The sequence below is a fragment of the Rhizobium redzepovicii genome (assembly GCF_019793435.1).
Taxonomy (GTDB): domain Bacteria; phylum Pseudomonadota; class Alphaproteobacteria; order Rhizobiales; family Rhizobiaceae; genus Rhizobium; species Rhizobium redzepovicii.
Map to the genome: position 1 here is coordinate 215,710 of NZ_JAILYH010000013.1, position 12,775 is coordinate 228,484.

Sequence of the window (12,775 nt, forward strand, 5' to 3'; positions counted from 1 at the left end):
GGATCGCTCGGCGCGTGACCTGTCGCCGCCGATGGTCGATGGTCATAGACGTTCGCATGCGCTCGTCATCCGATTTTCGTAAGCAGATACGCCTTTAGGTGAATGAGCTTCAACGTTTTGTTTCTTTACTCAGATGAAGAAAACAATTCTTTTTGAAGGGAAGGAAATATTTGCTCTGACGAAACGAAACCTTGGATGCATTCTTGCGATGGCCGGTTTCACCCACGTCAGGGCCTGTTGAAGCGTAGGGGGCGAGTTGGGATGATTGCATCGAACGTCAACCTGGGTGACGGCTGCGTTATCCACCATCGGGATCTTGTGAATCTCTACGGCTGTACGATAGGCGCGGGAACGCGCATCGGCACCTTCGTTGAAATCCAGAAAAACGTCCTCGTCGGAAAGGACTGCAAGATCTCCAGCCATTCCTTCCTTTGTGAAGGCGTGACGCTGGAGGACGGCGTTTTTATCGGCCACGGGGTCATGTTCACCAATGATACCTACCCGCGCGCCGTCAATTCGGACGGCAGTCTGCAGACGGAGGCTGATTGGGTCGTCATCCCCACTCTGGTCAAGCGCCACGCATCGATCGGCAGCAACGCCACCATTCTGCCCGGCGTGACCATCGGCGAGGCCGCACAGGTCGGCGCCGGCGCTGTCGTAACGAAGGATGTGCCTGCCGGCGCCATTGTTGCCGGCGTTCCGGCGAGAATCACCGGTCGCGTTCATGACCGGTCAGTTGACATGCAAGTGTTGGGAGGAATGCGATGATCGGCATTGCTGTAGTTGGGTATGGGTATTGGGGCCCGAACCTGGTTCGTAACATCTCTGAAGCGGCCGGCGCGCAGCTCCTTTCAGTTTGTGATCTCAACGTCGAACGGCTGGCGGCTGTGAAAAGCCGGTATCCGGCGGTGACGATCACCGACAATTTCGAGGAAGTTCTGCGCGATCCGAGAGTGGATGCAATCGCCATCGCAACCCCGGTCTCGACCCATTTCAAGCTCGCAATGCAAGCGATGATGGCCGGAAAGCATGTCTTCGTCGAAAAGCCGATGGCATCGACGACGGAGGAGGCCGCCCGGATGGTCGAGGAGGCCGCGCGCAGACGCCTCGTGCTGGCCGTGGATCATACCTTCGTTCACACCGGCGCCGTCCGCAAGATGCGCGAATTGGTCGAAAGCGGCTTGGGCGACTTGTATTACTACGACTCGGTTCGGGTCAATCTGGGGCTCTTCCAGCACGATGTCAGCGTTATCTGGGATCTCGCGGTGCACGACCTGTCCATCCTGGACCATGTTGTGCAGGAAAGGCCGGTGGCTGTGTCTGCGACGGGCATGAGCCACGTGCTCGGTGAGCCGGAGAACATCGCCTATCTGACGCTTTTCTTCGAAAGCAAGCTTATCGCCCACATCCACGTCAACTGGCTGGCGCCGGTCAAGGTGCGCCGCACGCTGATCGGCGGCAGCAACAAGATGGTCGTCTACGATGATCTGGAGCCCAGCGAAAAGATCAAGGTTTACGACAAGGGCATCACGCTGAACCCGAATTCCCAGGCCTACGGGGAGAAGGTGCATCAGATGATGGTCGGCTACCGCAGCGGCGACATGTGGGCGCCGAAGCTCGATATGACCGAAGCGTTGAAACGCGAGCTGGATCAGTTCGTCGATTGCATCGAGCAGAGCTCGCGGCCCATTACCGATGGCCAAGCCGGGCTGCGCGTTGTTCGCATCCTTGAATCCGCAAGCCGGTCGCTCGCCCAGCGCGGTCGCATCATTGAGCTCGAAGAGGCGAGGCGCATTGCATGATCCCGTTCCTGGACCTCAAAGCACAATATCAATCGATCAAGAGCGAAATCGACGCCGCCGTGCTCGGCGTGCTCGGCTCGGGACAATACATACTGGGCGAGGAGGTCGCCCGGCTCGAGCAGGAATTCGCGGATTATTGCAACGTCAAACATGCGATAGCCGTCAACACCGGGACGAGCGCCCTGCATCTGTCGCTGCTCGCGGCAGGTGTCGGCCCCGGCGATGAAGTCATCACCGTGCCGTTTACCTTCGTCGCGACCGTGTCGGCGATCTGTTACGCAGGTGCACGACCGGTGTTCGTCGATGTGGAGCCCGTGACGCTGACGATGGATCCGGCTCAGCTCGAGGCAAAGATCACTCCCCGAACCAAGGCCATTATTCCCGTCCATCTCTACGGTCAGATGGCCGATATGGACGCGATCAAAGCGATTGCCGACCACCACCGGATACCGGTCATCGAGGACGCCTGCCAGGCACATGGAGCGCAGTATAAAGGCGCGCGCGCCGGCAGCATCGGCGCATCCGGCTGCTTCAGCTTCTATCCCGGCAAGAACCTCGGCGCCTGCGGCGAGGGCGGTATCGTCGTCACGAACAGCGACGATCAGGCCAAGACGATGCGCATGCTGCGCGACTGGGGTCAGGAACAGCGTTATCACCATCTGCTGAAGGGCTTCAACTACCGCATGGATGCCATTCAAGGTGCGATCCTGCGCATCAAGCTCCGGCACCTCGAAGCCTGGACCGAAGCGCGGCGCTCCCATGGCCGCCGCTATTCGCTGCTGCTCGGCGGTTCGCCGAATTTGAGGACGCCTGTCGAAGTCGCCGACCGGCGTCACGTCTACCACGTCTATGCCATCAGAAGCCGCGATCGCGACGAGCTTCAGCGCGGGCTGAGCGCGGAGGGCATCCAGTCCGGGCTGCACTATCCGATTCCCGTTCACCTGCAGAAGGCCCATGCCGACCTTGGGTACCAAGCTGGCGATTTCCCAATCTCGGAAGCCGCCGCACGGGAGGTGCTCTCGCTGCCGATCTATCCCGAGATGCCGGCGTGGCACGTCGATCAGGTGGCCGCTGCGCTGGAGTACGCCTATGTCAGCTAGTCGTGCCGGCGAGGCCCGGGTCGTGCAGGCGGTCCATGGCCGTCATGAAAGGCCGGCGGACCCGGCCTACCAGGCTGGGTTGGCCGAAGAACTCAGGCAATCTTATGGGCGTGCCGGCCTGATTGAGCTCTACGGTCGATTCGCGGCCGGGGACGGTGTCATCGATACTCTGATGCGAAAAGCCATCTGGCAAGCGATCGCGCGAAGTTGCGGCGCAGGATTGCAGGTTGCAGGCGGTGCCGGTTTCAAGCATCCGGAAACATTCGAAATCGGCAATGGCGTGTTTATTGGCGCCCAGGCCTATATCCAGGGACGCTTCGACGGTACCTGCGTGATCGGCGACAATGTCTGGATCGGGCCGATGGCCTATTTCGACGCGCGCGATCTGGTGATCGAGGATTGTGTCGGCTGGGGACCTGGCGCCAAGGTGCTTGGCTCCAGCCACACGGCCCTGCCGGTCGATGTGCCGATCATCCGCACGGATCTCGAAATCAAGCCGGTCCGTATCGGCGCGTGGGCCGACATCGGAACCAACGCCACAATCCTTCCCGGAGTGACCGTCGGCAAAGGCGCGATCGTCGGTGCGGGCGCCGTTGTCGTCTCAGATGTCGAGCCGTTTTCAGTTGTCGCCGGCGTGCCGGCGAAGTTCATACGCTGGCGCACGGAGGCTGATCCTGTGCTGGATATATCGCATGGAGGAAGATCGTGAGAAATCAACGGGTGCTCATTACCGGCGGAGCCGGCCTGATCGGGTCGCATATTGCCGATCTCGTTGCATTGGAAAAACCGCGTGAGATCATCATTCTCGACAACTTCGTGCGCGGACGCCGGGATAATCTCAGTACGGCAATAGCCAGCGGGTGCGTTAATATCATCGAGGGAGATATCCGCGACAGAGCGCTTCTGGCAAAAGTCTTCGAAGGCGTCGATATCGTGTTCCATCAGGCCGCCATCCGCATCACGCAATGCGCGGAAGAGCCACGACTGGCTTTTGATGTCCTTGCGGAGGGCACGTTCAATGTTCTCGAAACTGCCGTCAAGGCCGGTGTTTCGAAGGTGGTCGCTGCTTCCTCGGCTTCCGTTTTGGGGCTGGCCGAGAGCTTTCCCACAACCGAAGAGCATCATCCCTACAACAACCGGACGATCTACGGCGCGGCGAAGGTATTCAACGAGGGGCTGATGCGCAGCTTCGCGGAAATGTACGGTCTGCGCTATGTCGCGCTCCGTTATTTCAACGTCTACGGGCCGCGCATGGACGTCTACGGCGCCTATACGGAGGTTCTGATCCGTTGGATGGAGCGTTTGGCGGCGGGAATGCCGCCCCTCGTCTACGGGGACGGCAGCCAGACGATGGACTTCGTCGATGCCCGCGACATCGCCCGCGCTAACATTTTGGCCGCGAAAAGCGATGTCACGGACGAAGTGTTCAACGTCGCGAGCGGCAGGGAAATAAGCCTGCTGCAACTCGCCAAGATGCTGAGCGACATTATGGGTTCGTCACTTGAGCCGGAGCATAAAGAAGCCCGCACGGTCAACGGCGTGACTCGTCGTCTTGCCGATATCAGCAAGGCGGAACGGCTCCTCGGCTTCAAGGCGGAGATCTCCATGGAGCAAGGACTTCGTGATCTCGTTGCCTGGTGGCAAATGCAGACCGACGCAGGGGGGCAGGCAGCATGAGTTCATCTCAATCTACAATACTGGCGACAATCCCGGTCGCCAAACCCGTCCTCGGGGAGGAAGAGGCTGAGGCTGCGCGCCGCGTTATTCTGTCGGGATGGGTGACGCAGGGGCCGGAGGTCGCGGCTTTCGAGCGTGAATTCGCTGCCTTTGTGGGCGCCGCGCATGCTTGCGCCATGTCCAACTGCACAACTGCGTTGCATCTGGCGCTGAAGGCGGTCGGCGTATCCGCCGGTGATGAAGTCGTGACGGTCAGCCATTCTTTCATCGCGACGGCAAATGCGGTTCGATACTGCGATGCGGTGCCCGTTTTCGTTGATATCGAAGACGATGGTTACAACATCGACGCCAGTCTGATCGAAAGGGCAATCACGCCCCGCACCAAGGCAATTCTCTGCGTGCATCAACTCGGCATGCCTTGCGATCTCCGCGCTGTCGTCGAGATCGGCAAGCGCCATCAGATACCGGTCATCGAGGATGCCGCCTGTGCGACGGGAAGCGAAATCCTGTGGGATGGGCGTTGGGAAAAGATCGGCAAAGCGCATGGCGACATTGCGTGCTTCTCCTTCCACCCCAGGAAGGTCGTCACCACGGGCGATGGCGGCATGCTGACCACGGCCAATCCCGAATATGACCGGAAGTTCCGGCTCTGGCGCCAGCACGGCATGAGCGTCACCGATGCCGTTCGTCACGGGTCGAAGCAGGTCATCTTCGAAGACTATGACGAGTTGGGTTTCAATTACCGGATGACCGATCTTCAGGCGGCCGTCGGACGCGAGCAATTGCGGCGGCTGCCGGGGTTGGTTGCCCAGCGCAGGCTGCTTGCCGAGCAATATTGCGAACGTCTGCAGACGATTACCGGGCTTTCCCTGCCGGCCGAGCCGCGCTGGGCTCGCAGCAACTGGCAGAGCTTCTGTGTGAGATTGCCCGATACGGTCGACCAGAGGGCCGTCATGCAGACGCTGCTCGATCAGGGTATCTCGACGCGGCGTGGTGTGATGAACATTCACCTGGAGGGAGCCTATTCATGTGAGAGCTCCTATCGCGCAGCCTCGAGCCTGATGCGAAGCGTATCTGCGCAGCAGCAAACCATCATCCTGCCGCTTTATGCCCAGATGACGGTGTCTGACATGGACCGGGTTGTCGAGGCACTTCGCGCCGCCGTTGCGGAAGCGACCGTCGGAGCGGCTGCCGTGCAACCTGCCAGGGATGTTGCTCTCGCCTGAACAATCGGCATAACGAACAATGCGCGCATCTTCGGATGCGCGCATTGTTCGTTATGCTGATTTCGTGATCCATCCGCGGATGATTGCCGGCACGGATTCCGGCGGAAGCAGGTCGATCAGCATGCGCAGCGAATAGAGCCCGCAGAGAACGACGGCGACGAAGCCGATCGCCGTCGCCGGCCATAGCGGCAAAATCGAGAACATCAGGAATACCAGTCCCGATGCAGGCAGGAACAGCAGCGCATGTCTGCGATTGGCGGCGGACCAGCGAAAACCGGTCAGCCTCCGCACGATCACATAGATCAGGATGCTGTGCCAGACATAGAGGCCAAAAAACGCCATGCCGGCGCCGCGCGTACCGAACAGCGATACGAAGAGCCAGGCAAGCCCGACATGCACGACTGCCGCCGCAACCTCCGTCCAGAAGAAGATCGCCTGGGTACGCTTCGCCACGACGATGAAACCCATCGGCCAAGCAATGATCCGCAGCATCATTCCGAGGCAGATCCAGCGCAGAAGCTCGACTGCCCCATGAAATTCAGCCGAATAGAACAGGCTCATCATCAGCGGCGCGAGCGTCAGCGTGCCGAGCAGGCCGGGGCCGGCGAGCAGCATGCTGATTTCCGCCTGTTCATTGACCAGCCGATTGCATTCGGCACTGTTGTCGATCGTTGCGGTCAGGCGCGGATAGAAATCCGTTCCCATGGCCTGCAGGATGAAACCGGCGTATAGACCGCCGAGGCCCCAGGCCGCCTGATACAGTCCGGCCGCCATGACGCCGCCCTCCTTCAGCACGATGAGGCGGATGGCATAGGCCGCACCGAAGGTCAGAAGTCCGCTTGCCATGAAGACGAAACCGAGCCGGAGCAGCGCCGACACCTCCCGGCTGAACTGGCGCGCCGGCATTGGGGATGGATGCGGGAAGATCCGCCGGCTGTACCACCAGGTCGGAAGGATCGAGGCAGCTGCAATGACCACGAGCGACGGTGCGATCGCCTGGACCCCGAACAGGTAGATCAGCGGGATACTCACGGCCGTACCGATGAGCCCGGCAAGCACGTTGATGCGGGCAAGATCGGCAATGCCGCGCAGGCCCTGAATCAATGCGCTCTGCCCCGCAGACACCAGCCGGAAGAAAACGGCGAGCGACAGCAGCACAATGCCGCCGACGTGCTGGAAATCACCGAAAGTGAAACTTGAGACAGGATATGCCAATGCGGCGAGAAGAACCGCCCCAAGCAGCGCCAGCACCACCGATATGCGTCTCAGCACGGTTGCCGACTGGGCAATCCTCGCTGAGTCGCCGGTGCCGGCTGCCTCAGCGACTTGGCGCACGCCACTGCCGCCGACGCCCAGACCCGCGATAGACTGCGCGATATCGACAATCGAGCTATAAAGGCCCATAAGCCCGATGCCCTCAGGCCCGAGCAGGACGGCCATCGCCTTGTTTCTGATAATGCTGAGTGCGACATTCACGAGCGAAGCGCCGCCCATCAGCATCGTCGACTTGAGGATCTCGGTGTAGGTCTGGCTGCCGGGTGGGGTAATGCGCAAAGTCATCGGAAGCCCCCAGCCGTGTGTCCTGTGCCGGCGTTCAATCCCCGCCGCAGGCTCGATTGCAGCACATGCTTTTCGCTTATCACCGGCTTACCTGACTGATATGCGCCTCGTTCTGAGCAGGTAGAGCTGCGGCGTCTTCGGACGGCGCATCGGCGATGCTGCGGCTCCGGGTTACCCTGATCACGTCGCCCGGCGCTAACTCGGTCGTTTCCAAGGCCTGGAATTGAGTGACCTGTCCATTGTCCCGCCGGTTCACGACGAACGTCAGGGGGAGTTCGTCAACGCGGTTATTCACGTTGGCGCCGTTCGCCAGGTCTTCGAGAAGAAGTTGTTGCGTGGTGTCGCGCTTCAATTTCAGCTGATCGAGATTGGCTCTTTCCGCCTGCACCTCGGACGCGATCTCGCTACGGCGAGTGTCGGAAAGTCCCTCGAGACTGCGCGTCGTCTCGTTGGTTGCCTGGCGGCCCCGCATGATGGCGGTGACGAGGTCGAGCCGGTCGGAGCGATAGGTGGTGAGCAACCGTTCCAGATCCATCTGGCGTGAGCTGATTGTCAGGCCCTTCTGGACCAGCGTCTTCACGCTCGTCAGTTGCTCCTCGACCGACTGGATATTGTCATCCGAGCCTTTCAGCTTTTCTTGCATTGTTTCGATTTCCGCCGTCAAGAGATTGCGCAATTCGACGAGCGCCACCGACTGTTTGTCCAGTGCGTTTGCACGGGCCTGAAAAATGACCCGCTCCTCCTCGTAGATACTCTCGGCATATTGCCGATCGGCAGCGGGCGGCGGATCGAAGGCGATCTCTTTCTTCCCGGCCATCTCCGCTTGCAGCCGCGCGAGTTTTGCCGAACCGCGCAGCAGCGAATGGTCGATCTCCCGCAAGTCGCCGGCAAGCCTGATCGTCTGCGATTGCTGCTGTGCCGCAGCCCGCAACGGGCCGCCGCTCATGGCCAGGGATTGCAGGACGCTGAGGCCAGAGCGAAACTTGTATTCTCCCGGCGCTACCACGTCTCCGACGACGTAAATGGAGGGATAGTCGAGGATATCGATGGTCACCGCAGGCGCCTGGGCCAAACCCATCTTCGCTTGAAGGCGCTTGGCAATTTCGCTGGTAAGGCCCGCATTATCCAGATTTCCAACCGACAGCGACCCCAGAAAGGGTAGGGAGACCGTACCTGCATCCGAAACCGTATAGTCGCCGCCAATCCCGTCCCATCGCTCAAACTGGCCTTTGGACTGGATCCATTGGACGATTGTCAGGCGGATTCTCGTTTGTGGCGCCAAGGGGGAGCTGTCGGCGACAGCAGACGGCACCGCTCCGGCGAGAAAGGCGAGTGTGCTGATGACAAACGTCGCGCGAAAGAACACGCGAGGGGCGCGGTGCGATAGATTCATATGCATGTCTCGCCTGCAAACATTCTTACACGGACGCTGATACGATTACCTTGAACTCTGCTCGAACGCCGGAACCAAATTCCGAAGCTGCATCGCCAGTGTGCAGTCTGGCGAAGCCTTGAGGAAGGTGGAGGTCGTTTGCTTTGCCACATCAATATTGATGAGGTGGGGAGGGTGCTTCAGCCTAAATTGAGTAGAAACATGTATCGTCGGTGCCGCACACAGGCGTTGTCGCGCAAAATCAACAGGTTCTGCACGCAGAAATAGGCGCGCTCGCTTCGGTGAAGCGCAACCCCTCGGCAGCGCCTGTATGCTCCGGATCGCCGATCTTACCGCACGATGACCCGCCGCTTCGCTCTCTTCGCGGCTGCGAGCCTTGCACAGGAAACCGCAATCTCCGCCATCACGCATCTGATCCATCGCGCGGGCGCGCAACACGGCCGCTTGCCAAAAGGATGCCGCCAGTAGAGCGAAAGGAGTAGGATATACTCTGCTAATTTTCGACTATACTTCAGAACTTCGCGTTTAAGCGATATAGATTCGACCCTGACAATCTCGCGAGGTACCTGCCATGTATCGCAACGCTCGCCGGTGGACTTCGCGCTCACTCCTGCTGGATTCGCTGGTCCCCCGATGGTTGACTGTCGGCGGAAAGGAAAGGCCGCGTAAGCCGGCCGGAAAGCAAGGGGATGATGCCCAACTCGCGGCAGGGGTGCAAACGGCGGATGGAAACAAGCAGGCTCCCCTTGTCGGCGATCCCCATAATGACGCGGCGCTCAACAAGCACGACGTTGGGCAGATCGCGGGCGTGGACGGTGACTCTGACGGTCGGGCCGACGACGGCGTTGTAGCGCCGCCCTTGCCCGACGCTTTCACAGTCAATCGCGAAATCGGAAAGCGAAGCGCTAATAGAGCCGCGTCCGTACTGTCAGTTCATATGCCGGATTTTGCCCCTTTCGAGGGGAACGCGCACGGACTTGCGTTCGGGTCGGCATCACCCCTTTACCGCACCTACGCTGGAATGAACCTCATAGGCGACGATCCTTTGGCGCCATATCTGCCGCAAAGCCCTTCACCGACCTCGTCGGGGCACGATTCTGCCGCCGTCGCCAGCGAGCGTGCGCACTCGGGCAAAGTCGTCATTCTCGAATCGACGCCGTCGGCGCAGTCGACCGTGCAGCATGCTGGTGCAAATGCGCTGGCGGTTGGCATGCCCTTTGGTGTGTGCGGGTGCGGCTACTATACGTCCCCCACACGGATTCTCGATTACGCCCATAGCGGCGCCCTGCTTCAGCAAGATGGTCAGTTGCCGGGATCAAAGCTGACCGACGGACCGGACTATGCGGAGGCGATCAAGAAGGCCATCGGAGCCTCGGTCAGCGACCCGCTTCTCGATCGTAGCCTGTCTCCTCTCTCAGGCTGGCGCGGAACCGCAACGTGGACAGAATCAACGGCCCTGAACGGATCGTTGCCAGGCGGCGGAGAGACCGGAAAGGGCACTACCACGAAGGGTGTCGGCACCCTTTCCGGCTCGGTGACGACGCCGTCTCCACCTTCTGCGCAGCGATCGTTGACGACGCAAAATCTGGCGGCCGCTGCGGCGGCGGCCAGCAACGCGATCGTCCTGGAAAACCAGAAGCAGGGCAACCCGGAGAGCGAGTGGGGTATCGACGGTGCCGGCAGCACCAACATCGAAGGTTTTGCGACCGACATCAGCGTCGACAACGGCAAGACGATCAACTTCAAGATCAACACGAATTCTACCAACTACCGGATCGATATCTATCGACTCGGCTACTATGGCGGCATGGGCGCGCGCAAGGTCGCGACAATGCAGCATACCGGATTGCAGACCCAGCCCAGTCCGTTGCGCAATGCAACGACCGGCACGGTCGATGCCGGCAACTGGGCGGTTTCGGCTTCGTGGACCGTACCTGATGATGCTGTCTCAGGCGTCTACATCGCCAAGCTTGTGCGCCAGGATGGCACCTCTGGCGAAAATCAAATCCCGTTCATCGTGCGCGACGATGCCAGCCACAGCGACATTGTCTTCCAGACCGCAGACGAGACCTGGCAAGCTTACAACGGCTGGGGTGGCGCAAACTTCTATGGCGGCAACGGCCCCGCGACGGGCCAGGGCGCTGGTCGCGCCTATGCCGTCAGCTACAACAGGCCGATTGCAACCCGCGGCGGGGTCGGCACCTATGCCGGCCCGCAGGACTATCTGTTCGGCGCCGAATATGCTGGCATCTACTGGCTGGAACAGAACGGTTATGACGTCTCCTATATGTCGGGTGTCGACGTCGACCGCTATGGCAGTCTCCTGCTTAATCACAAGACCTATATCGATGCCGGGCACGACGAATACTGGTCGGGACAGCAGCGGACCAATGTCGAAGCCGCGCGCGACGCGGGCGTCAACCTGATGTTCTGGAGCGGCAACGAAGTCTATTGGCGCACCCGTTGGGGCAACGCCTACAGCGCCGACGGCACGCCCTATCGCACACTTATCTCCTACAAGGAGACATGGGCGCCTGGCAGCAGCATCGACCCTTCCAACGAATGGACGGGCACCTTCCGTGATCCGCGTCTCAGCCCACCTGCCATCGGCGGCGGAAACCCGGAAAACTCGCTGACCGGGCAGTTGTTCAAGGTCGACGATGTCGGCAGCAATCTCGCCGCGATCACCGTCGGATACGACGACGCCAACCTGCGCTTCTGGCGCAATACGAGCGTCGCCAATCTTCAGCCTGGCCAGACGGCAACGCTCACCAAGAACTATCTTGGTTACGAGTGGGATGAAGCGACTGACAACGGCTTCGATCCGGCTGGTCTCGTCAAGCTCTCATCGACGACGCTTCCGGTCAGCACCTACCTGCTCGACTACGGAAACACGACCGGCAATGCGACTGCGACCCACAATCTGACGCTTTATCGGGCGCCCAGCGGTGCGCTGGTGTTCGGCGCCGGTACCGTCTACTGGACGTGGGGCCTGAGCGACAATCATGACAATCAGGCGACTGCGACCGATCCCCGCGTGCAGCAGGCTATGGTCAATCTGCTGGCCGATATGGGCATTCAGCCCGGGACGCTGCAATCCGGGCTCGTTGCGGCAACGGCTTCGGCGGATCATACTGCACCGACTTCGGTGATCACGGTGCCCGCCACGGCGGCCGTTGGATCCACCGTGACGATTACCGGCACAGCTACCGATTCAGGAGGCGGGGTTATCGCCGCGGTCGAGGTCTCGACCGACAACGGGGCGAGTTGGCATCCGGCGACCGGCGATGAGAACTGGACTTATAAGTGGTCGCCGCAGACCGCGGGCACCTACACCATCCGATCTCGCGCAGTGGACGACAACGTCAACCTGGAAACACCCTCGACGGGTCGAACGGTCACCGTCAGCGGGCCGAATTACACCTCTCTCTTCGGTGCAGCGACACCGGCGGTGATCAACACCAACGATACCTCGGCCGTTGAACTCGGCGTGAAATTCCAGACCTCCTTGGCGGGCACCGTCACCGGCATTCGTTTCTACAAGAGCGACCTCGATACGGGAACGCATACAGGTTCACTATGGTCGAGCACTGGTACACGGCTTGCGACCCTCACCTTCACGAACGAGACGACCAGCGGCTGGCAGACTGCCTATTTCACCAGTCCGGTGTCATTGACAGCCGGGCAAATCTACACGGCGTCTTACCACACGAATACCGGTCATTATTCCACGACCACCAACTACTTCACCTCAAATGTGACCAGCGGTCCGCTGACGGCACCGGCCAGCGGCAATGGTGTCTACCGCTATGGCAACAACAGTCAGTTCCCCACGACCACATTTCAGTCGACGAATTATTGGGTCGATGTGATGTTTACCACGCCGAGCTCGAACACGACGCCGACGGCGGTTGCCGATGCGGGCGATGCGACCGAGAAGGGCGGCGTGGCCAACGGTTCGGGCGGCGTGGTTGCCAGCGGTAACGTGCTGACCAACGACACCGATCCGGATTCTGG

General features: G+C 60.5%; 9 protein-coding genes. 7 read left to right on the top strand and 2 right to left on the bottom strand.

Going from position 1 to position 12,775, the window contains the following annotated elements; translation table 11 throughout:
- Positions 1–261 precede the first annotated feature (261 nt).
- From K6N12_RS21670 to K6N12_RS21695, 6 genes are read left to right on the top strand one after another with little or no spacing between them, the layout of a single operon-like run.
- On the top strand, positions 262–768 hold the full coding sequence (locus K6N12_RS21670; RefSeq protein ID WP_097627782.1) for an acyltransferase: 507 nt from the start codon (positions 262–264) through the stop codon (positions 766–768).
- Positions 765–1,802 carry a Gfo/Idh/MocA family protein gene (locus K6N12_RS21675; protein ID WP_097627781.1) on the top strand — a complete coding sequence of 346 codons (1,038 nt, stop codon included), beginning with the start codon at positions 765–767 and terminating at the stop codon, positions 1,800–1,802. The genes K6N12_RS21670 and K6N12_RS21675 overlap by 4 nt, the downstream gene beginning before the upstream one ends.
- The gene (locus K6N12_RS21680) at positions 1,799–2,902 is read left to right on the top strand and encodes a DegT/DnrJ/EryC1/StrS family aminotransferase (RefSeq protein WP_097627780.1); all 1,104 of its coding nucleotides are present in this window, start codon (positions 1,799–1,801) and stop codon (positions 2,900–2,902) included. The genes K6N12_RS21675 and K6N12_RS21680 overlap by 4 nt, the downstream gene beginning before the upstream one ends.
- A complete protein-coding gene (locus K6N12_RS21685; RefSeq protein WP_097627779.1) occupies positions 2,892–3,611 on the top strand; it encodes an acyltransferase in 720 nt (239 codons plus the stop codon). Before K6N12_RS21680 ends, K6N12_RS21685 begins: the two co-directional genes overlap by 11 nt.
- Positions 3,608–4,579, top strand: a complete 972-nt coding sequence (locus K6N12_RS21690) for an NAD-dependent epimerase/dehydratase family protein (protein WP_097627778.1) — start codon at positions 3,608–3,610, stop codon at positions 4,577–4,579. The genes K6N12_RS21685 and K6N12_RS21690 overlap by 4 nt, the downstream gene beginning before the upstream one ends.
- Positions 4,576–5,805, top strand: coding sequence for a DegT/DnrJ/EryC1/StrS family aminotransferase (locus K6N12_RS21695; protein WP_097627777.1), 1,230 nt, complete (start codon positions 4,576–4,578; stop codon positions 5,803–5,805). Before K6N12_RS21690 ends, K6N12_RS21695 begins: the two co-directional genes overlap by 4 nt.
- A gap of 51 nt (positions 5,806–5,856) precedes the next feature.
- Here K6N12_RS21695 and K6N12_RS21700 read toward each other — a convergent pair whose 3' ends face one another.
- Entirely contained in the window at positions 5,857–7,365 is a 1,509-nt protein-coding gene (locus K6N12_RS21700; protein ID WP_097627776.1) for an O-antigen translocase, read from the bottom strand.
- Positions 7,366–7,444: 79 nt separating this feature from the next.
- A complete protein-coding gene (locus tag K6N12_RS21705; protein WP_179867145.1) occupies positions 7,445–8,758 on the bottom strand; it encodes a polysaccharide biosynthesis/export family protein in 1,314 nt (437 codons plus the stop codon).
- Between the two features lie 571 nt (positions 8,759–9,329).
- On the opposite strand from K6N12_RS21705, the gene K6N12_RS21710 reads away from it, so the two are divergent.
- Positions 9,330–12,775, top strand: a 3,446-nt coding sequence (locus K6N12_RS21710) for a N,N-dimethylformamidase beta subunit family domain-containing protein (protein ID WP_222148969.1), incomplete at its 3' end; no start/stop codon positions are given.